Annotated in this window: 17 protein-coding genes; 7 read left to right on the top strand and 10 right to left on the bottom strand. The window is 63.8% G+C overall.

What is annotated here, in order from left to right; all coding sequences use genetic code 11:
• Positions 1 to 15: 15 nt before the first annotated feature.
• The 6 genes from C5N93_RS13330 to C5N93_RS13305 all read right to left on the bottom strand — a co-directional run bounded on the left by C5N93_RS13330 (position 16) and on the right by C5N93_RS13305 (position 6,594).
• Positions 16 to 294, bottom strand: a complete 279-nt coding sequence (locus C5N93_RS13330) for a DUF3325 domain-containing protein (RefSeq protein ID WP_242559622.1) — start codon at positions 292 to 294, stop codon at positions 16 to 18.
• On the bottom strand, positions 291 to 1,961 hold the full coding sequence (locus C5N93_RS13325) for a PepSY-associated TM helix domain-containing protein (protein ID WP_242559621.1): 1,671 nt from the start codon (positions 1,959 to 1,961) through the stop codon (positions 291 to 293). Before C5N93_RS13325 ends, C5N93_RS13330 begins: the two co-directional genes overlap by 4 nt.
• Positions 1,958 to 2,275, bottom strand: coding sequence for a DUF3649 domain-containing protein (locus C5N93_RS13320; RefSeq protein ID WP_242559620.1), 318 nt, complete (start codon positions 2,273 to 2,275; stop codon positions 1,958 to 1,960). Before C5N93_RS13320 ends, C5N93_RS13325 begins: the two co-directional genes overlap by 4 nt.
• 125 nt (positions 2,276 to 2,400) lie before the next feature.
• Positions 2,401 to 4,872 (bottom strand): TonB-dependent receptor, encoded by a 2,472-nt coding sequence (locus tag C5N93_RS13315; RefSeq protein ID WP_242559619.1) that lies wholly within the window; start codon positions 4,870 to 4,872, stop codon positions 2,401 to 2,403.
• 161 nt (positions 4,873 to 5,033) lie between these two features.
• The gene (locus C5N93_RS13310) at positions 5,034 to 6,053 is read right to left on the bottom strand and encodes a FecR domain-containing protein (protein ID WP_242559618.1); all 1,020 of its coding nucleotides are present in this window, start codon (positions 6,051 to 6,053) and stop codon (positions 5,034 to 5,036) included.
• A 13-nt stretch (positions 6,054 to 6,066) separates the two neighbouring features.
• A complete protein-coding gene (locus tag C5N93_RS13305) occupies positions 6,067 to 6,594 on the bottom strand; it encodes a sigma-70 family RNA polymerase sigma factor (protein WP_069341830.1) in 528 nt (175 codons plus the stop codon).
• 660 nt (positions 6,595 to 7,254) lie between these two features.
• On the opposite strand from C5N93_RS13305, the gene C5N93_RS13300 reads away from it, so the two are divergent.
• The 6 genes from C5N93_RS13300 (at position 7,255) to C5N93_RS13275 (ending at position 13,775) form a co-directional block, all read left to right on the top strand.
• On the top strand, positions 7,255 to 7,602 hold the full coding sequence (locus C5N93_RS13300) for a hypothetical protein (RefSeq protein WP_139133149.1): 348 nt from the start codon (positions 7,255 to 7,257) through the stop codon (positions 7,600 to 7,602).
• A 327-nt stretch (positions 7,603 to 7,929) separates the two neighbouring features.
• Complete coding sequence (gene mgtA, locus C5N93_RS13295) at positions 7,930 to 10,692, top strand: magnesium-translocating P-type ATPase (protein ID WP_242559617.1); 2,763 nt, start codon at positions 7,930 to 7,932, stop codon at positions 10,690 to 10,692.
• 89 nt (positions 10,693 to 10,781) lie between these two features.
• A complete protein-coding gene (locus C5N93_RS13290) occupies positions 10,782 to 11,528 on the top strand; it encodes a transporter (protein ID WP_242559616.1) in 747 nt (248 codons plus the stop codon).
• A 196-nt stretch (positions 11,529 to 11,724) separates the two neighbouring features.
• A complete protein-coding gene (locus C5N93_RS13285) occupies positions 11,725 to 12,216 on the top strand; it encodes an Rrf2 family transcriptional regulator (RefSeq protein ID WP_150721907.1) in 492 nt (163 codons plus the stop codon).
• Between the two features lie 278 nt (positions 12,217 to 12,494).
• Positions 12,495 to 12,785, top strand: a complete 291-nt coding sequence (locus C5N93_RS13280; protein ID WP_242559615.1) for a DUF4148 domain-containing protein — start codon at positions 12,495 to 12,497, stop codon at positions 12,783 to 12,785.
• Positions 12,786 to 12,884: 99 nt separating this feature from the next.
• Positions 12,885 to 13,775 carry an AraC family transcriptional regulator gene (locus tag C5N93_RS13275; protein ID WP_242559614.1) on the top strand — a complete coding sequence of 297 codons (891 nt, stop codon included), beginning with the start codon at positions 12,885 to 12,887 and terminating at the stop codon, positions 13,773 to 13,775.
• Positions 13,776 to 13,959: 184 nt separating this feature from the next.
• Here C5N93_RS13275 and C5N93_RS13270 read toward each other — a convergent pair whose 3' ends face one another.
• The 4 genes from C5N93_RS13270 to C5N93_RS13255 form a co-directional block, all read right to left on the bottom strand.
• On the bottom strand, positions 13,960 to 15,204 hold the full coding sequence (locus tag C5N93_RS13270) for a porin (RefSeq protein WP_242559613.1): 1,245 nt from the start codon (positions 15,202 to 15,204) through the stop codon (positions 13,960 to 13,962).
• A gap of 291 nt (positions 15,205 to 15,495) precedes the next feature.
• Positions 15,496 to 16,446, bottom strand: a complete 951-nt coding sequence (locus C5N93_RS13265) for a glycerophosphodiester phosphodiesterase family protein (RefSeq protein WP_242559612.1) — start codon at positions 16,444 to 16,446, stop codon at positions 15,496 to 15,498.
• Between the two features lie 134 nt (positions 16,447 to 16,580).
• Entirely contained in the window at positions 16,581 to 17,348 is a 768-nt protein-coding gene (locus C5N93_RS13260) for a DeoR/GlpR family DNA-binding transcription regulator (RefSeq protein ID WP_242559611.1), read from the bottom strand.
• A 103-nt stretch (positions 17,349 to 17,451) separates the two neighbouring features.
• Positions 17,452 to 17,937: an Lrp/AsnC family transcriptional regulator gene (locus C5N93_RS13255; protein ID WP_242559610.1), complete on the bottom strand. Its 486-nt coding sequence runs from the start codon at positions 17,935 to 17,937 to the stop codon at positions 17,452 to 17,454.
• Positions 17,938 to 18,096: 159 nt separating this feature from the next.
• On the opposite strand from C5N93_RS13255, the gene glmS reads away from it, so the two are divergent.
• A complete protein-coding gene (gene glmS / locus C5N93_RS13250; RefSeq protein ID WP_242559609.1) occupies positions 18,097 to 19,926 on the top strand; it encodes a glutamine--fructose-6-phosphate transaminase (isomerizing) in 1,830 nt (609 codons plus the stop codon).
• Positions 19,927 to 20,058: the final 132 nt, after the last annotated feature.

Raw genomic sequence — 20,058 nt, 5'->3', positions numbered from 1 at the left:
CGTGGCCTGCGGCCGCTAGCGTGAGCGGCGGCGCTCGGCCATGATGAGTGTGAGATATACCAGACCGGCGGCCATGCTGGTCTGGCCGCTATAGTTCACCAGCCCCAACCCCCATCCCTGATGCACGACCGTTGCCGCCAGCGCGACGATCAGTGCCGTCCATCCGAGCCCTCGGCTGGCGCGCGTGCGCGCCACCGAAACACCGCCGAAGAACGTTTCCTGCTGACGCTCGGTCGCCATCGCCAGCGCGGCGAAGCCCACGAGACAAATGAAGAAAGTGACGACGTGCATCATGCGCGATCCTCGCTCAACGGCGCGTTGATTGCCGGCGGCGCAGCCTTGGCGACGTCCGCACGCCTGGCTGGTTTCGTCTTCGGCTTGTGCCGGGCGGTGCGCACGGCAAGCCACGCGTGCAGGGCGGCGAACGCCCACAGCATGGCATCGACCCCCGCGTAGACCCAGTCGCCGGTCGTCACGCTGTGCCAGAAGCCGCGCGACGTCGTCACGGCATTGACGATCGGCAGCAGCGCGAGCACGGCAGCACCGGCCCAGAGCAGTTCGATCCACGCGCGCTTCGCAGGCCTGACGAGAGCATAGAGCAGCGTAGCGGCCCACACCCAGTAGAACGCGTCGACTTCGGTGGCGCTGCGCTTCAGTGCATCGGCCGGAATCAGGCGATTGCTCCACAGGAACGCGGTCATGGCGATGGAGAGGCCGGCAATGGCCGCGATGTTCAGCCGCTCGACCACATGGAAGCCGAAATGCGGGCGCGCCGGGTCGGGCAGCTTGCTGCGACGTTTCACGGTCCACATCACGAGCCCGGTGCCGACCATCGCGGTGCCGCCAAGACTGACGAGGAAGTACAGCCAGCGCAGATGCAGATCGCTGAACCGTCCGAGGTGCAGCGCGTACATCACGCCCCGCGTTTCGGCGGCGGCGCCCACGTTGTCATGAACGTCGATGAGTTTGCCGGTCGCGCCCTCGAACAGCAGATATTGCGGACTCATCGAGACACGCGTGGATTCGCCGCGTGTGACGGCCACGCGTGCGTTGGCGTCGCCGGCGTTGGTGACGGTGACGCGTCCGACGTCGCGTGCGCCCCAGCGGGCCTGCGCCTCACGCACCATCGCTTCGATGGACGCGAGCGGCATCTTCTCGCCGGTGGCCTTGCCCGGCGGCGGAAACGCGCTCAACTGCGCGTTCAACTGGCTGCGCTCGACCGGTGTCTTGATGGCCGTCTGCGCGCCCCACGGCATATACATCGCCATGAGCGTGACGAGCCCGGTGTACGTGATCATCAGATGGAAGGGCAGGCCGAAGACGGACAGCGCGTTGTGCGCGTCGAGCCATGAGCGTTGCCCCTTGCCCCATCGGAAGGTGAAGAAGTCGATGAAGATTTTCTTGTGCGTGATCACGCCGCTGACGATCGCCACGAGCATGAACATTGCACAGAAGCCCGCCAGCCAGCGTCCCCACATGACCGGCAACGGGTGGAACTGGAAATGGAAGCGGTAGAAGAAATCGCCGCCCAGCGTCTCGCGGGCTTTTAGCGTCTCGCCCGTCGTGGGATCGAACGTCGCCTCTTCGAATGTGCGACGCGGCGCGCTGGCGCTCCCTTTGGGCGCGGGGGCATTGCGCCAGAACACCCCGGCGACCGGATTGCGCTCGGTCGGCAGGTAGATGCTCCACTGCGGGCTGCCGGCAGCAAGCGTCGTCAACCGGTTCGCTACGTTCTGCGCGACGATGGCCGGGTCGGGCAGCGTCTGCCGATGCGGCACTTCGGGGCGCATCCACTGCGAGATTTCGTCCTTGAAGTAGCTGACGGTGCCGGTGAGGAACATGGCGTACAGCAGCCAGCCCACGAGCAGTCCCGCCCAGGTGTGCAGGTCGGACATCGTCTGACGGATGCCACGACCTTGCGACTTCGGTGTTCTTACGTCGTTCGTTGGCTTAGGTGTCATGCCGCACCTCCCGTCATCGCGCCCGACGAGACCGCCCAGGCGGCGAGCGCGAGCGGTGCGGCAACGATCAGCAAACCGGCCCAGGCGCGCCATGCGCTGCGCACCGCGAACACCCACACGACCGCTCCGGCATAGATGGCGAAACTCGCCAACTGGCCGGTGATGACTGCCTGCACCTTGTTCATCGGCAGGGCGAGCACCGCCACGCTCGCGAGCGCCGCGACGGCGTAGCCGCCACCGATGGCCGCCACGATGCGAGAGACGAGCGTGACGAGTCCGACGAGCTTTTGCCGCATGCCGGGCGTGCTGGGCATGTCGGGCGTGTCCAAAGTGCGGGCAGTCCCCGTGGGGGTACGACGAACCTGAGCCATGATGCGAGTCAGTTACCTGTTGAGATGACGAATGCTGCGGGGGTGGATCGATGACATGCCGGCTGACCTCAGAAGTCGATCTGCGCCGACAGCAGGAACGTGCGCGGCGCGGCCACGGTGGCGTAGGTGCCGCTCATGAGCCAGTAGTTCGAATTGAACAGGTTCTCGATGTTGGCGCGGAACACGACCGACTTGCCCGCGATGCGGGTGCGATAGCGGGCGCCGATATCGTAGCGGGTCCAGGCCGGCAATTCGAGCGTGTTGGCCGCATTGAAGTACATGCGCGACGTGTTGATGATGCGACCGTTGAGCGAGAGTCCCTGCACCCACGGCGTATCCCAGTCGACACCGAAGTTGAACGCGCGCTTGGGCACGCCGTTGGCGTCGTTGCCGTCGTTCACGCCACCGGCCGTCTTGGTGAGCTTCGCGTCGTAGAACGTGGCGCTGGCCATCAGACGCAGACCCTTCACGACTTCGCCGTACGCCGACAACTCAAGCCCGCGGTTGCGTTGCTCGCCGTCGAAGCTGTAGACGTTGGTGGACGGATCGGTGATCGCGTTCGGACGCTGCACCTGGAAGACCGACACCACCGTCGTCACCGGACCCCAGTCGGCCTTCACGCCGGCTTCGTACTGCTTGGACTTGTACGGAGGGAACACCTGCCCGGCGTTGCGCGCCGTGGCCGGTGCGATGCCGCCGCGCGACAGACCTGAGGTGAAGTTCGCGTACACCGAGATGTTCTGCAAAGGCTTGACGACGATGCCCGCGAGCGGCGAGATGGCGCTCTGGTCGTAGTTCGACGTCAGCGCGCCGGTGGCGGTGCTGAAGTTGTCGAGCGCGACACGCTGGTGGCGCAGGCCACCGGTGAGCAGCACACGGTCGTTCAGGAACGAGAGCGTGTCCGTCACGGCAATGCTCGTCAGCGTCGACTCCGATGCCTTCTTCGCGTCCGCACGCGGCACGTTCACCGCCGGCAGCGGCACCGGGTTGTAGATGTTCGAGGCCACCGACGTGGTGCCCGGCGAGTACGCGTTACCTGCATCCTGCTCCAGACGCGAAGCCTGCACCGTAAGCGTGTGACCGATGTCGAACGTCTTGAACGTGGCACGTGCGCCGACGTCTGCCGTGCGCGAGCGCGTGTACGAGTCGTAGTAGGAATTCGTCGCCGTGAAGTTGCCGAGCGCATCGGCCGGGCCGCTCGGGAACGTCTGATAGGCGCTCGCGTAGTGATAGCCGACCGCGCCCCAGACGGTGACGTTGTTCAGCACGTCGTATTCGAGACGCGTGGTGACGGCCGAATCGTGTAGATGCAGCTCGGTACCGGGGTAGAAGTTGCGATAGGCGGACGGTGCGTCCGGAATCTTCTTCACCGACGACTGGAAGCCGATCTGCGGGCGGAAGTTGTCGTCGCCTTCGTGTTGCGTGTAAGCGTCGAGCGTCCAGCGCAGGCGTTGCGTGGTGTAGTCGAGGCCGACGGAGCCGAAGCCGATGTTCTGCTTGCCGTTGTCCATCGTGGTGTTGCCGTCGCGGAACACGCCGTTCAGACGCACCCCCCATTCCTGGTTTTCACCGAATCGGCGTCCCACATCGGCTTCGACGCCGAGCTGCGATTTGTTCTGGAAGGTCGTCGTCAGTCGCGTGATCGGCTCGCTCGTCGCGCGCTTGGTCACGACATTGATGGCGCCGCCGATGCTGCCGCTCGGGCCTACGCCGTTCATCAGCGTGCCCGGCCCCTTGAGGACTTCCACGCGCTCCACGATGGCGGCCGGCACCCGGCTGGCGGAGACCATGCCATACAGGCCGTTGAGGCCGACGTCGCTGCTCGAGACGGTGTAGCCGCGAATCTGGAAGTCTTCGCCGAAGCCGCCGCTAGATGTCAGCATGCGGACCGACGATTCGTTGATGACGACGTCCGCCAGCGTGCGCGCCTGCTGGTCGCGCACCATCTGCTCGGTGTAGTTCATCGTGCTGAAGGGCACATCCATGGCGTCGGCCGAGCCGAGCATGCCGAGGCTGCCGCCGCGCGCGATCTGACCGCCGGCATAGGCCGGTTGCAGGCCGTTGTCGTAGGTGGCGGTGACGTGTGTCGTCGGCAGGGTGACGGCGGTGTCCGTCGCGTTCAGACCCGCTGCGGGCTGAATGAGAAAGCTGCCATTCGATTGGGGGACGACTTCGACCCCGGTGCCTGCGACGAGCGCTTCGAGCCCGTTACGCGGCGTATACGTGCCTTTGAGGCCGTTGCTGTGACGTCCCGCCGTGACTTCGGGCTTGAACGACAGCATGATGCCTGCGTCGCGGCCGAAACGGCTCAGGGCGTCTTCGAGCGAGCCTGCGGGAACGTCGAACGCTCGCGCACCCTGCGCGGTAGCGTTTTGCGCATGAGCGGCGAGCGGCGCGCCGAGGGCGATGAGGCCTGCACCGGCCGGGGCGGCAACCGCTGCGCCCAGGGCGATGCGGCCCAAAGCGCAGGCCAGCCGCGTGCGGCGAGGTACCCGAAGTGGTTGGCTGAGGCGTTGTTGCAGCCCGCGGACGTGACCCATGATCTGACCTTTCGTGTGGAAGTAGAGCGGTGGTGCTCGTCCTCCATGACCCGCGAAAAACAGAAACGGATCACCTTTTTTAAAAAAATTTGCGGAGTCGCCTGAAATCGTCCGACTTCAGGTAACGGAATCTGGTCGCAGCGTTATCGGCCTTATCAGCGTTATGCCGGGACCAGCCGGATTTCGCGGGCGCCCCAGAAGCGGGTGACCGCTTCGGTGCGCACGGCGAGGGTGGTGCCGAGGGTGTCGAGCACCTTGCCGACGTCGTCGAGCGGGAACGTGCCCGACACGCGCAGGTTGGCGACGCTGGCGTCGCACGTGAGCGAAGCGTTGCTGTAACGCGCGAGTTCGGCAACGAAGTCCGCGAGCCGCATGCTGCGCGCGACGATGAAGCCGTCCGCCCATGTCGCGTCGTCGGTCGGTGTGTCGCTCGCCTCGGAAATGCTGCTGGCCGTGTAGCTCGCGTGTTTGCCGGCGGGCAGGATCAGCGACTTGCCGGGTACGTCGCGCGGCCGAATCTCCACCGCACCCTTGAACACACTCACATGCGTGCCGTCATCGAACTGGCGCACGGTGTAGCGCGTGCCGAGGGCGCGCGCGGTGCCCTGAGCGGTCTCGATGAGAAACGCGCGCGCGGGCGTATGCGTGTCCGGGGCTGTCGTGATGAGCACTTCCCCGGCGATCAACCTGACGCGGCGCTCGTTGTCCCGATAGACGATGTCGACGGCGGTGTCGGTGTTGAGCACGAGTTGCGTGCCGTCGTCGAGTCTCAGCGTGCGACGCTCGCCCACGGCGGTATGTATGTCGGCGGACCAGCGCTGCCAGGGCGACGAATGCAAGACGCCCCATGTTCCGCTACCGGCGAACAGCAAGACGACCAGTGACTTCACCGCGCGGCGGCGCTGCTTCGACGCGGGCGGCGCCAATGCGGCCTGCGCGACCCCGGCTTCGACGGGCGCGGCGAGCGGCGCGAGCTTGCCTTTGACGGACTCGATGCGCTGCCATGCGCGTTCATGATCGGGGTGCGCTTCGCGCCACGCCTGCCATGCGGTGATGGTGTGCGGCGACACGTCGTCGCTCTGCAATTCGATGAGCCATTCGACAGCGCGCTCGGCCACTTCGGCCGGCACAAGGGCGGCATCGGCGGTGGCGTCGTACCAGCTTGAACGAACGGCAGGCATGGTGTGCTCCTCGTCAGCCGACGAACGGCAGGTCGGACAAGTCGGCGAAGTAACAGCGCTGCAATGCCTTGGCGAGATAACGTTTGACCGTCGGCACCGAAATGCCGAGCGTCTGTGCGATTTGCGCGTGCGTCTGACCGTCGAGCTGCGAATACAGAAATGCCTGCCGCACGATGGTCGGCAGGCCATCGAGCAAACGGTCCAGTTCCAGCAGGGTTTCGAGCATCATGGCGCGCGTCTCGGGCGACCATTCGACGTCGCGCGGCACTTGCGCGAGTGCTTCGAGATAGGCGCGCTCAAGTTTCTGGCGACGCCAGTGATTCGAGACGAGATTCTGCGCGACCGTGGTGAGATAGGCGCGCGGCTCGTCGAACGTCGACGGCACGCGCTCGCTGCCGAGCAATCGCACGAACGTGTCGTGCGCGATGTCGGCTGCCTGCTCGGCACTGCCCAGACGTCGATGCAACCAGCCCTTCAACCAGGAGTGGTGATGGCAATACAGCAGTTCGACGGTGGAGGGGAGGGTGCCCGGGGTTTGCATGATCCAGCCTGATGCTCGGTCCACTCACGACACTGGGGACCAGCGCGAACACTGGCTAACGGTCATGCAGCAGGTGAGACAACTCGCAGTAATTTGTTAATGATAATCATTATTAATAACTCATGGGAAATGTCCCTGTCAATCGCAAGTGCTTTGGCGATGGGGAAAGGATAGGTGTGCCGAATTGGGGCAGATGTCGCTCAGGGCCGCTGCACGGGCATGTGCGACGGGAGCGGGTGTTGTTTTCAGGCAAATTCCGAAGATGTTTGCGATGCAGCATTTATTGCTTGACGCTCCAAATTAGCCTCAGTTACCATCCGCCCTGTCTTCAATTTAAGGGGTTAGTCCGTGAATTCCGATGCCAGTAGTCCTCGATCTTTGATCGATTGATTGCCTGAGGATCCACAGCTTTCCCTGTGCCGCGTCCTCAAGCAGGATGCGGTGTCTCGCGCCAACCGAACGCTCTTTCCGAGCGTGCCCGTCCAGGGCGCTCCGGCGCAATTCCCGCAAAAGTTTCCACTGTCGTGCCCGTGATGGGTGTCGTCGTCTTGCGTCTGCGCTTTGGCGTTTGCGTGTCGTGACGATGCGGCTTCACGCGCCGGCCGTCCATGCCGTGTGTCCACATGCGCCATGGGCACTTCGCAGCCATGCGAGGAAATCATGCGAGCTTTTCAAACGTTTCAGGCTTTCCAGAGCCAACCGACGCGCACCACGCCGGTGTCGCATCTGACCATCGTCTGCCTGGCCGAGGCCCTTGGCGCCTTGCGCAAGCAGATGTTCATCGACCTGACCGCCCTCGGCCTGCGCGCCACGCACGTGAGTATCACGCGCTGGAGCGACCGCGACGAGGCGTCCGCCACCGTGACGCTCGATTGCCCGCAGGCATCGCGCGCATCGCTCACGTCGCTCGTCATGCGACTGTCCGGCGAACGGAGCGTGCGCCGCGTGTTCTGGTCCGACGACGCTTCGCGCCGCGCGAGCGTCGGGGCCTCGCCCGTCGCTGCCTGAGTGCGGTTTTCCTGATCCACCGACGATTCGCCGCATCGCGCTTGCCCGCGATCCGGTGTCATCGATGATCAAAATTTAAGGAGTCCAAAATGGAAGACGGAAGTCCTCGAAGGTCGCCCGTCGGGGTCGTGCACGCGATGCATGACGTCCCGGCGGGCGACATAACGCCACATCCCAGTTTTTTCGCTATCACCGACCGCGCGCCGCGCGGCGCGGCTGGGTGCGTTCGCGCTGTTTTCCGGAGAGATGACATCCGGTAGCGCCTGACGAGACCGGCCGGCCGCCATGCCTTGTGCATGTGAGCGTAAGCCGCGCCAGGAAATCGTCATGACAAATAATCACCGCTCCCGCCATAAGCAGCGCGGCTTCGTCGAACACTCGACATCCTCCGACCTGCCGCTCTCGGGGCCCGACGTCGTTGCACGTCTCGCGACCGAACCGCTGCATCACGTGCTTCACACGCTGGGCACCGACACCAGCGGCCTGCCGCTCGCCGACGTCGGTCAGCGTCAGACGCGCTACGGCCCCAACGAAATTGCGCACGACAAGCCGCCGCACTGGACCCGACAGTTGATCGGCGCCTTCAACAACCCATTCGTGTTCGTGCTGCTCGCACTCGTCACGATCAGCTTTTTCACCGACGTCTACTTTGCCGATCCGGGCGACGAGGACTACAAGAGCATCATCATCCTGATGACGATGGTGACGATCAGTGGTCTGTTGCGCTTCTTCTCCGAGTTCCGCTCGCTGCGCGCGGCCGAAAAGCTCAAGGCGATGGTGCGCACCACGGCCAGCGTTCGCCGCCGGCTCTCGGCGTCGGGCAAGTCTGAGCGTCACGAGGTCGCCATGCGCGAGTTGGTCGTGGGCGACATCGTGACGCTTCAGGCAGGCGACATGATCCCGGCCGATCTGCGTCTGATCGAGTCGCGCGACCTGTTCATCAGCCAGGCCGTTCTGACCGGCGAGGCGCTGCCCGTGGAGAAGTACGACACGCTCGGTTCCGTCGCGCAGAAATCCGCTTCGATTGCCGGCGCTAACGGCAGTGCGGGCAATGCCAACCTGCTCGATCTGTCCAACATCTGCTTCATGGGCACGAACGTCGTGAGCGGCACGGCACTCGGCGTGGTGGTGGCTACGGGCGCGGATACGTATTTCGGCGCGCTGGCGAAGAACGTCGTGAGCCACAAGCGCGTGGAGACGAGCTTCGACCGGGGCGTGAACAGTGTGAGCTGGCTGCTCATTCGCTTCATGCTGGTGATGGTGCCGGTCGTCTTCATGATCAACGGCCTGACCAAAGGCGACTGGTTGAGCGCACTGACGTTCGCGCTGGCCGTGGCCGTGGGCCTCACGCCGGAAATGCTGCCGATGATCGTGAGCGCCAACCTCGCGCGCGGTGCCCTGGCGATGTCGCGTCGCAAGGTCGTGGTCAAGCGTCTGAACTCCGTGCAGAACTTCGGTGCCATGGACGTGCTTTGCACCGACAAGACGGGCACGCTCACGCAAGACCGCATCATTCTCGAACAGCATCTGGATGTGGCGGGCGACGAGCAGGAAGACGTGTTGCGTCTGGGCTGGCTCAACAGCTATCACCAGAGCGGTCAGCGCAATCTGATCGACGTGGCGATTATTCGCCGCGCCAACGAGATCGGCGAGTCGGTGCAACCGCGCACGTTTGCCAAGATCGATGAACTGCCGTTTGACTTCGTGCGTCGCCGTCTGTCGGTCGTGGTCGAAAACGAGCGTCATGAGCATCTGATGATCACCAAGGGGGCCGTCGAGGAGATGCTGTCCGTCGCCACGCACGTGAAGACCCCGCAGGGTGTGCGTGCGCTCGACGACACCACCCGCGCCATGCTGATCGCCCGTGCGGAGTCCTACAACGAAGACGGTTTCCGCGTGCTGGTCGTGGCCACGCGCGACATTCCGGCCGGGGAAACGAAGACGCAGTACAAGACGTCCGACGAGCACAGTCTCACGGTGTGCGGCTTCCTGACGTTCCTCGATCCGCCCAAGGACTCGGCGGCCCCGGCGATTGCCGCGCTGCGCGAACACGGCGTGACGGTAAAGGTGCTCACGGGCGACAACCCGATCGTGACGATCAAGGTGTGCCGTCAGGTCGGTCTCGAACCGGGCACGCCATTGCTCGGCTCGGACATCGAGTCGATGGACGACACCACGCTGCGTGATGTCGTCGGCCGCACGACCGTCTTCGCCAAGCTCGCCCCGTTGCACAAGGCGCGCGTCGTCAAGGCATTGCAGGCCAACGGCCACACCGTCGGCTTTCTCGGTGACGGCATCAACGATGCACCGGCGCTGCGCGACGCGGACGTCGGCATCTCGGTCGACACCGGCGCGGATATCGCCAAGGAAACGGCCGACATCATCCTGCTGGAAAAGAGCCTGATGGTGCTCGAAGCCGGTGTGATCAAGGGCCGCGAGACGTTCGGCAACATCCTAAAGTATCTGAACATGACGGCCAGCTCGAACTTCGGCAACGTGTTCTCGGTGCTGGTGGCGAGTGCGTTCCTGCCGTGGGAGCCGATGCTGGCCGTGCAACTGCTCGTGCAGAACCTCGTGTACGACATCTCGCAGATGTTCCTGCCGTGGGACCGCATGGATCCGGAGTTCCTCAAAAAACCGCGTAAGTGGGACGCCAGCAACATCCGTCGCTTCATGCTGTGGATCGGACCGACCTCCTCGGTGTTCGATATCACGACGTATGCGCTGATGTGGACGGTCTTCGGTGCGGGCGCGCTCTATCACGCCCACGGCGGCAATGCCGGACAGGTGATCATGAACTCGGGCTGGTTCATTGAAGGGCTCGTCTCGCAAACGCTCGTGGTGCACTTGCTGCGCACGCAGAAGATCCCGTTCCTGCAAAGCACGCCGGCGCTGCCGATCATGCTCTCGACCTCCGTCGCCATTGCCATCGCCTGCTGGCTGCCGTATTCGCCCTTTGCCGACGCCATGGGTTTCGTGAGCCTGCCGGGGTCGTACTTCTACTGGCTCGTGGCGACCATGCTCGGTTACATCATGCTCGCGCAGATGGTGAAGACGATCTACATCCGCCGCTTCGGTCGCTGGTTCTGATCTCCCGTCACACCGCCACTCCCACACACATTGACGTCCCGGTGCGCATCCCGCCGCACCGGGCGGCACACGCACAAAGAGAATGACTCATGAAGAAGCCACTGATTTACCTCGCGCTGTTTGGCCCGCTGGTTTGCCCTTTGAGCGCTTTCGCGGCGCACCCGCTGACGTCTGACGACACCGGCACGCAGGGCGACGGCAACTGGCAATTCGAGACGAACGGCGAAGTCACGTCGAAGCAACCCGATATCGGCCGTCAGACGCTGTGGAACAGCACGCTCACGCGCGGCGTGGGCGAAGCGCTCGACCTGTACGTCAACGTGCCGTACACCAACATTCAGAATCGCTCGGAGACGTCCGGCAGCGGCATCGGCGATGTGGAGACCGGCGCCAAGTGGCGCATGTACGACGACGGCGCATTCAGCGTTGGTCTCAAGCCGTATCTGACGCTTCCCTCGGGCAACGACCAGCGCGGACTCGGCACCGGCCGTGTGAATGCCGGTGCGACATTGCTCGCCCAGTACCAGATCGACGACTGGACGTTTCTCGCCAACGCCGGCGCTGCCTATCAGGCGAACCGTCAAGGTCAGCGTCAGGGGCTCTGGAAGGCTTCTGCGGCGGTGCTCTATCGCGTCATGCCGCCCACGCAACTGATTCTGGACGTGGGGACTTCGCAGAACCCCGATTTCGCGCAAAAGACCAATCCGGCGTTCATGATTCTGGGGGCGATCTACAGTCCAACGTCGTGGATGGATCTCGACGTCGGCTACCGGCGCGGCCTCAATCCGCAGACGTACGATTATTCGTGGATGGGCGGGCTGACGGTGCGCTGGTAAGGCACTCGACGGCCTGACGCTCATCGCGCTGCGCGTCCGTTGGTGCTGCGTGAGACCGGGGGATGCGTGGCGTGCGCGGGACATAAGATGCATGTCGGAGCCATGTTAAACTGCCTCGCAAAAGCACACCGGGCGGCCGACGAGACATGTCGTGCCGCCCGATTCGTTCCCGCCGCCGTTCCCTGTCCACCGTCGCATGCGACTTACCGACCATACCGATTACAGTCTGCGCACCCTGATCTACGTCGCGGTTCATCCCGACGAGCTGGTACACGTGCAGTCCGTGGCGGACGCGTTCGACATCCCCAAGAATCACCTCGTGAAGATCGTGCAGAAGCTCGGTCAACTCGGCTTTCTGCACACCGTGCGTGGCCGCTCGGGCGGGATTCGGCTGGGGCGCGCGCCGCAGCGCATCGGCCTCGGCGAAGTGGTGAGGGCGATGGAGCCCGATTTCGCCATGGTCGAGTGCTTTCATCAGGGCGACAACGCTTGCGTGATCACGTCGGCATGCCATCTTCGCAGTGTGCTCGGTGACGCGCTGCGCGCTTACTTTGCCGTGCTCGATCGCTATACGCTGGCCGATCTCGTCGACCAACCGGCGGAGTTGCGCCGTCTGTTGGGGGATGGGGCCGCCGCCGTCATTCCGGTGGCGGATATCAAAGTCAAAAAGCGCGTAACGGCGTCGTAATCCGCAACACGATTCTTCGTCCGCCCCGTTCGCGAGACGGACGAAATTCCACCTTTTCCGGCCATCTGATCGACGTTCGCTATCGATGCCATAGCGCCGGATAATCGCGCCCGTCGAAACTGGACGAATGGTCGCATCTTGCAGACGTTCTGCCGTGCAGAGCGCGCTGTCCTTTCGTAATCTTCAGTCATGCCCGCAAGCGTTCATCCGCGCTCCGGATGAACGCACAGGGAAAACCGACATCCGGCAATTCCATGCCGACCGAAAGGAGTTTCACCATGAACGCTCGTCTCTTTGCCGCTGCCCTGATCGCTACCGCTTCATTCGCTTCCGCTTCGGCGTTTGCGGACACGCAGACCGCCGATGCAAACCAACCCACGGTTTCACAAGGTCTCACCCGTGCACAAGTTGTGGAAGAACTGCGTCAGGCGCGTGCTTCGGGCCAACTTGACCAATCGCTCGAAACGTATCCGTCGCTGCTGCAACAACGCACGTCTGCCGGTCGCTCACGTGCGGAAGTGCGCTCGGAAATCGGCACGGCCGCGACGGTTGGCGATAACCGCGCGTGAGGCGTCTCGTGAGTCGTGCTTGAGTGCGTGGGCCGATCCGAGCAAGGGTTGGACAAATCCGCCATAATCGGCGCACCGGGTTATTTCGACGAGTGCGCCATGGATCGGCTCTCCACCCTGATTTCGAATTTCGGCGTTCGCGCCGGTGTGTTTCATAGCGGCGGCATGTGTGGGCTTGCCAGTTACGGCGTCGACGCCCACGACGGCGGCCATCTTCATCTGCTGCGTTCGGGCGAAGTCGCCCTCGTCACGGAAGACGGCGTGCGTCAGAAGATCGTGGAACCGTCGCTGATCTTCTTCCCGCGACGCAATCATCACCAGTTGCTCTCGGGCGAGGCGGATCGCACGGAGCTGGTCTGCGGCTCGCTCTCGTTCGACGGCGGTCACAACAATCCGCTGGTGGCGGCGCTGCCGGAGTTTCTCGTCCTGCCGACGAAGTCCCTCTCTACGCTGGAACTCACGCTGAACTGGCTGTTCGCGGAAGCGTTCGGCGAGCATTGCGGGCGGCTGGCGGTGATGGACCGGTTGTTCGAGTTGCTGGTGATCCAGTTGCTGCGCCACGTGCTGGAGCATCGGCTCGTGAGTTTCGGCATGCTCGCCGGGCTGGGCGATCCTCGCCTCGCACGGGCGTTGAATGTGATTCACAATCAGCCGGGCGAGCCGTGGACGGTCGAGTCGCTGGCGAGCACGGCCAACATGTCGCGCGCGAACTTTGCCGCGCAGTTCCGCGAAGTCGTCGGTCAGTCGCCGGCGGACTATCTGCTGGACTGGCGTATCGGGCTCGCGCAGAAGCGCTTGCGTGACGGGCAACCGATTGCGCGCGTGGCCGAGGAGGTCGGGTACGACAGCGCCTCGGCGCTCGCACGCGCCTTCCGTCGCAAGACGGGCAGCAGTCCGCGCGACTGGCTGCGCGCCCAGATGCACGCGGTCACGACGCTGCCGCGTCCTCGCGTGCAGATCGTGCCGGCGCTGCCGGCGCAGGCGGCCTAACCCGCATCATCGGGTATCGACGGCATCCGGCACATCGCGGTGAAATCGCTGCGACATTATCGGAGCCGACGGTAAGCCGTGGGGCGCGCCGTCGTCGCGTTATCTCTCAGGTTGTCGAGTGATAGAGAAACCGCCCGGGACTTGCACCATAGTGCAAGTCCCGGGCGGTTTGCCTTGTTGCGTCTTAGAACACGTGACTGACGCCAAGACGCACGACGGTCTGCGAGTTGGTTGCGGACGACATGCCGTTTGCGGCGTCGCCGACCGAAGCCGTGGCGTCGATCACGTTGCCGAACGCGTCGAGCGTGCTGCCCGAGGCCTTCTGATAACCGGCCAACGCGTACAACTCCGTGCGCTTGGACAGGTTGTAGAACGCTGCGAGGTTGAACTGGTGGTACTTGGCGCCCGAGACGTTCGCGGCCGGCGCATTCACCTTCGTGAAGCTGTAGCCGCCGCCTACGCGCAACGCATTCGTGACGCGGTACATGCCCAGCACACCGATCGTGTCGAACTTGGCCGTTCGGGTAAAGCGCGAATACGGGCCTGCCGAGTATTCCGTATGGCTGTAGTTCGCGCCGAGCGTGGTGTCACCGATCTGGTACGTCATCGAGGTCGCGATGATGTCGCGAGCGCGGGCGCTGGCATATCCCGCGTTGATCGACGACGCGAAAGCCGATTCCGACGAGCCGACCCAGGTGCCGACCGACGTGTCCGTCGCGCTGGCCTTGTCGTTGTTGGCGTGCGAATAGCCCAGACCCCACGTCAGCGGACCGTTGGCATATTGTCCGGCCAGACCCCAGGTGTTCTGGCGTCCCATCGTGCCCGGCTGGCCGCCGAAGCCGTACATCGCGCCGAAGGTGAAGCCACCCCACGTCGGCGAGCGGTACTTTACGCTGTTGTTCACGCGCGAACTGTGGTCGAGGTTGTCCACGTCGCCCGGATGTGCGGCGACGCCTGATAGGAGTGCCGTGCCGCCCACGGCGCCGACGAGATCGATGAGCGGGTCGTACTGGCGGCCGAGGGTGACGGTGCCGTAAGCCTTGTCCTGCAAGCCGACATAGGCGTGACGACCGAACTCTGCGCCGCCCTGGCTGGCGGTGCCGTTACCGATGTTGAAGCCATTTTCCAGACGGAACAGCGCCTTCAGGCCACCGCCGAGGTCTTCCGTGCCTTGCAGGCCCCAACGGCTGCCTTGCCACGTGCCGCTTTGAAACGCGTAGTTCGACGCGCCGTTGACCAGTGCCGGACGGCCGGCGGCGCCGGCGCGCGTGACGGTAGCGACGTTGCTGGCATAGCCGATGCCGCCGTCGACGATCCCGTAAAGGGTGACGTTGGACTGGGCATGCGCGAGTGCGGCGGCGCCGCAGCCGATGAGCAGCGCGGTCGCACGGGCGAGGGGCGCGAGTGGCGCGTGGGCGAATGACTTCATGGTGACTTTCCTGAGTGATGTTGGGCGAGTCGAAAAGGCCAAAGGGCCTGAAAGTGGCTTTGCGGCTCAGCGGCGTAGTGGTTTAGCCGCCGCGAAGCGCCGTCGATGCGTGCCCCGGTGTCTATCCCGGGTTGACGCGCATTTAAAAAATAGGAGTCCTAAAAATATGAATGTCGACATCCCTCGGACGATCGTGACCGCGTCAGCGGGCGATCAGGCCACGCGCTCCGGTATCGGCGTGCGGCCTGATCGAGCTAAGCGGGTGATGAACCGATAGACGACGGGCGTTCGTTACTTCGCGGCGTCTTTCCCTTGGGAGCCGAGTGCGGCGCGCAAGCGGGCGGGCGAGTCCGTCATCACCGCATCGAAGCCCAGTTGCGAGGCCGCTTCGAAGTCTTGCGGCGTCTCGACACCGAAGGCGACGAGGCGCACGTCGCCGCGCGACTTGAAGCACTGCACGGCGGCCGGTGTCCACCAGTTGGCAACGACCTTCGAGATGCCTTCGCCGAGCGTGAAGCGCTCCACCACTTCTACCTGACGATGAAACTCGATCCCGGCCCATGTGCCCGGCGCCGGTGGCGTAGCGCACTGGCCGGCGAGGGCGGCCGCCACGAGGCGGTTACGCGTGGCGTCGCGCGACTCGAACAACTGCGCCTGCGGGCGGCGCGCACGCATGCGATCGGTCGCATCGGCCTCCGTCGAGTAGAGACGCACACGCGACCACGCGTTCGTCTCGTCGAGCACCTTGATGACGGCTTCGACCAGCGGGGCGGCCGGCGTCTGCTTCATGTCGAGCAGCACCGGGATATTCGCTGGCACGGCGGCCAGCGCTTCGCGCAGCGTCGGGATCGGCAGTGGATGATCGCGGTAGGGGAAGACGGTCTGGCCGCTGGCGTCCTTGCGCGAGAACGCATAGCCGGCGTTGAGCGTTTTCACGTCGGCGTAGTCGAGGTCGGCGAGCTTGCCGCGACCGTTCGTCAGCGCGGAGAGGTCGGCCGGACGGTACATGACCGGCACGCCATCACGCGTGACCTGCACTGTCATCCACAGCGCCTGCGCGCCGTTCTGCAACGCGTTGGCAAAGGCTTGTACGGTGTTCTCCGGCGTGTCGCCGGTGCCGCCGCGATGCGCCACGATCAGCGGCGCGGCATTGACGGTGACGGGCATCAGTGCGCCGAAGATGCAGGCGGCGGCTGCAATGCCCATTGCGGCGAGGCGGGCGACCGGCAGGGGAATGGACATCACGGACGTGCTAAGCGGTTTTTGAATCGATGCAAAGCGCGACTGACGAAGCGGAGCGGATGGCATGGTGGTCGGTCTCAGGGCAGGGCGTGAACGATGCGTTTGGAAGATGCGCGTGAACAATGAACGTGTGGTCAGACGACAAGAATTTCGGGCGATCCGTCCGACGGACTCGCCAGGTGCCGACGCAGCGAATCGGGCAGGACGTCATCGGTAATGACGAGATCCTGTTCGGCGATTTGCCCGCCGCGCACGCTGGGTTTGCGTGTGAACTTGTACGCATCGGCGACCAGAATGCGATAGCGGCTGGCATCGCGAAGGGCTTCGCGCGAGGCGGCTTCATGACGGTCGTAATCGAGCAGCGTGCCGTCGTCGTCGATGCCGCCGACGCTGTACACGCCCACGTCCGCCCGATAGGCGCGGAACAGGCGGTCGGCTTCGTCGCCGAGAATTTCGGGGTTGGGCGAGCGGAGTTCGCCACCCGGCACGATCACCCGATGCTCAGGGTTGCCGGCCAGCACGAGTGCGGCGCGCAGATTGTTGGTGATGACGCACAGACGCTTGCGATGCACGAGCGCGACGGCCACCTGCTCGGGCGTGGTGCCGATGCCGAGCAGGACGGTCGCACTGTCCGGAATACGTTCGGCCGCAGCGTGGCCGATGCGAAGCTTGCCTTCGAGGTTGCGCACGCGGCGCACTTCGTAGGGTTGGTTGGTGCCCGGGGTGAGCAGACGTGCGCCGCCGTGATAGCGACGCAGCACGTTGGCATCGCAAAGCGTGTTGACGTCACGGCGAATCGTCTGCGTCGCCACGCCGAAATGCTCGGCAAGGGCGTCGACACTCATTTCGCCATGTTGGCGGAAGAGGGCGACGATACGGGTCTGGCGTTCGGAGAGGTCCATCTGACGGTCGCAATGTGCACATTCGTTCTGGAATGGGCGCCACTTTGACAGCCGAGAATGACATTCAAATGACGGTGCTGAATGTTCAAATGAACATTTTCAATCAACGAGAAACATTCGGATGAACGGGAGCGTTCGCCTCGAACTTCGCGCAGCGCGTCGAAAAGAAGGTACGCACGTTCCGGATATTGGCCGAGCTCTTGAACAGGCGTCGTGCGAGTTCGTCGTAGGCGGCCATGTCGCGGACTTCCGCGATGATGACGAAGTCCGGCCCCGGCGAGACGCGGTAGCACTGTGTGACCGCAGGCTCCGCGCAGATGTAGGACTCGAAGGCGTCGTAGTCCTCGGCGGTCTGGCGGTCGAGGCTCACTTCGACGACGGCGCTCAGCGTCGGGCCGAGTTTCGTGGCATCGACGATGGCGATCTGACGTGCGATCACGCCGGCCTCGCGCAAAGCCCGTACACGTCGCAGGCAGGTCGGCGCAGACGCGTGAACCCGTCGCGACAGTTCCAGATTCGAGATTGAGGCATCGGCTTGCAGGATGCCGAGGATGCGCAAGTCCAGATCGTCGAGGGTGAGATTCGCCATGCGAGAGTCCGAGATGTGTTTTGCGTTTGAAATTAAATTTCATGTCACGTGATACATGAATTTATATTTCACATAAAGATGAATATTGACGATTAATTTCTTGACGTCAACTCTACCATCGCTTCACTGACGGGCAACGCAACATTTCGGAGAAGCGTGATGTGTGGAATCATCGGCGCGGTGGCGCAGCGGGACATCGTCCCCAATCTGGTCGACGGTCTGAAGCGGTTGGAGTATCGCGGGTACGACTCGTGTGGTGTGGCGCTGTATCGCGACCGTGAGCTGGTCCGGGCGCGAAGCGTGGAGCGCGTGGCGAACCTTCAGGAAGAAATCGGGCGTGTCGGACTGAGCGGTTACACCGGTATTGCTCACACGCGCTGGGCAACGCATGGCAAACCGGTCACCGACAACGCACATCCTCATTTCTCGCCGAATGCCGAAACGCCGCGCATCGCGCTGTCGCACAACGGCATCATCGAGAACCATGAGGCACTGCGCGCAACGCTCCAGGCGCACGGCTACACCTTCGCCAGCCAGACGGATAGCGAGGTCATCGCGCATCTGATCGACCATCTGTACGACGGCGATCTGTTCGATGCGGTAAAGGCGGCGGCTGCGCAATTGCAGGGAAGTTATGCGATTGCCGTGATCTGCCGGGACGAACCGCACCGGCTCGTCGGCGCGCGCGACGGCATGCCGTTGATCCTGGGCGTGGGCGACGGGGAGAACTTCATCGCGTCGGATGCGATTGCGCTTGCCAACGTCACCGACCGGATCGTGTATCTCGAGAATGGCGATGTGGCAGACGTTCAACTGCATCGCTACTGGGTGGTGGACGCGCAGGGGCAGCGCGTCGAGCGTCCGGTCAATCGCGTGGCGGCTCACAGTGGCGCGGCGGACCTCGGGCCGTATCGCTACTACATGCAGAAGGAGATTTTCGAGCAGCCGCGCGCGGTGGCCGACACGTTGTCGGACGTCACGTCGATCATGCCGGAATTGTTCGGCGATAACGCTTGGCGCGTGTTCAATACGGTCGACTCGGTGTTGCTGCTGGCGTGCGGCGGGAGTTATCACGCGGCGCTCACCGCCAAGTACTGGATCGAGAGTCTGGCGCAACTGCCGGTGAGTGTGGAGATCGCGAGCGAGTATCGCTATCGCGACAGCGTGCCCAACGCGAAGACGCTTGTCGTGGCGGTATCGCAGAGCGGGGAGACGGCGGACGTGCTCGGCGCGGTGCATGTCGCCAAGCAGCGTGGGATGCTGCATACGCTGGCGATCTGCAACGTGGCGACGAGTGCGCTGGCACGTGAATGCGCGCTGACGTTCTTCACGCGGGCGGGTGTGGAGATCGGCGTGGCGTCGACGAAGGCGTTCACGACCCAACTGGTGTCCCTGTTCATTCTGGCGTTGACGCTGGCGCAAAGCCGCAAGCGTCTGACGGATGAGGACGAGCAGCAGCACCTGAAGGCCTTGCGCCATCTGCCGGACGCGATCGCCAAGGTGCTGGCGCTGGAACCGCAGATCATCGGCTGGGCGGAGCAACTGACGCGGCGTCAGGACATTCTGTTCCTCGGGCGCGGCCTGCATTACCCGGTGGCGATGGAGGGGGCGCTGAAGATGAAGGAAATCTCGTACATCCACGCCGAGGCGTATCCGGCGGGGGAACTCAAGCACGGGCCGCTGGCGCTGGTGAGCGACGAGATGCCGGTGGTGGCGGTGGCGCCCAACGATCGGTTGCTGGAGAAGCTCAAGTCGAACATGCACGAAGTGAGTGCGCGCAACGGGAAGTTGTACGTCTTCGCGGACAGCGACTGCGGGCTGTCGCCGGGGCCGGACATCGACGTGATCCGGTTGACCGAACACTACGGTTTGCTCTCACCGATTCTCCACACCATCCCGATGCAACTGCTGGCGTATCACGCCGCCGTGGCAAGAGGCACCGATGTGGACAAGCCGCGGAATCTGGCGAAGTCGGTGACGGTGGAGTGAGCACTTCTCAATAACGAATGGCGTAGCAACTTCGAATCATTTCACTTAACGTGCTTGAAAAAGTTTCGTTTAACACCGCGATAAAACCCCATAGATTCCTTATGGGGTAAGGCTTAAGCGAAACTTGGAAAT

It is taken from the genome of Pandoraea sp. LA3 (assembly GCF_022696215.1).
GTDB lineage: Bacteria > Pseudomonadota > Gammaproteobacteria > Burkholderiales > Burkholderiaceae > Pandoraea > Pandoraea capi.
This window is presented reverse-complemented; position numbering and strand designations above follow the sequence as displayed.

What these genes read in the sequence shown, in the direction of transcription:
- C5N93_RS13300 (WP_139133149.1), top strand. Translation starts at nt 7,255, where the DNA reads ATGCGAGCTTTTCAAACGTTTCAGGCTTTCCAGAGCCAACCGACGCGC.
- C5N93_RS13270 (WP_242559613.1), bottom strand. Translation starts at nt 15,204, where the DNA reads ATGAAGTCATTCGCCCACGCGCCACTCGCGCCCCTCGCCCGTGCGACC.
- C5N93_RS13260 (WP_242559611.1), bottom strand. Translation starts at nt 17,348, where the DNA reads ATGGACCTCTCCGAACGCCAGACCCGTATCGTCGCCCTCTTCCGCCAA.
- C5N93_RS13290 (WP_242559616.1), top strand. Translation starts at nt 10,782, where the DNA reads ATGAAGAAGCCACTGATTTACCTCGCGCTGTTTGGCCCGCTGGTTTGC.
- C5N93_RS13315 (WP_242559619.1), bottom strand. Translation starts at nt 4,872, where the DNA reads ATGGGTCACGTCCGCGGGCTGCAACAACGCCTCAGCCAACCACTTCGG.
- C5N93_RS13310 (WP_242559618.1), bottom strand. Translation starts at nt 6,053, where the DNA reads ATGCCTGCCGTTCGTTCAAGCTGGTACGACGCCACCGCCGATGCCGCC.
- glmS (WP_242559609.1), top strand. Translation starts at nt 18,097, where the DNA reads ATGTGTGGAATCATCGGCGCGGTGGCGCAGCGGGACATCGTCCCCAAT.
- C5N93_RS13280 (WP_242559615.1), top strand. Translation starts at nt 12,495, where the DNA reads ATGAACGCTCGTCTCTTTGCCGCTGCCCTGATCGCTACCGCTTCATTC.
- mgtA (WP_242559617.1), top strand. Translation starts at nt 7,930, where the DNA reads ATGACAAATAATCACCGCTCCCGCCATAAGCAGCGCGGCTTCGTCGAA.
- C5N93_RS13325 (WP_242559621.1), bottom strand. Translation starts at nt 1,961, where the DNA reads ATGACACCTAAGCCAACGAACGACGTAAGAACACCGAAGTCGCAAGGT.
- C5N93_RS13255 (WP_242559610.1), bottom strand. Translation starts at nt 17,937, where the DNA reads ATGGCGAATCTCACCCTCGACGATCTGGACTTGCGCATCCTCGGCATC.
- C5N93_RS13275 (WP_242559614.1), top strand. Translation starts at nt 12,885, where the DNA reads ATGGATCGGCTCTCCACCCTGATTTCGAATTTCGGCGTTCGCGCCGGT.
- C5N93_RS13285 (WP_150721907.1), top strand. Translation starts at nt 11,725, where the DNA reads ATGCGACTTACCGACCATACCGATTACAGTCTGCGCACCCTGATCTAC.
- C5N93_RS13265 (WP_242559612.1), bottom strand. Translation starts at nt 16,446, where the DNA reads ATGTCCATTCCCCTGCCGGTCGCCCGCCTCGCCGCAATGGGCATTGCA.
- C5N93_RS13330 (WP_242559622.1), bottom strand. Translation starts at nt 294, where the DNA reads ATGATGCACGTCGTCACTTTCTTCATTTGTCTCGTGGGCTTCGCCGCG.
- C5N93_RS13305 (WP_069341830.1), bottom strand. Translation starts at nt 6,594, where the DNA reads ATGCAAACCCCGGGCACCCTCCCCTCCACCGTCGAACTGCTGTATTGC.
- C5N93_RS13320 (WP_242559620.1), bottom strand. Translation starts at nt 2,275, where the DNA reads ATGCCCAGCACGCCCGGCATGCGGCAAAAGCTCGTCGGACTCGTCACG.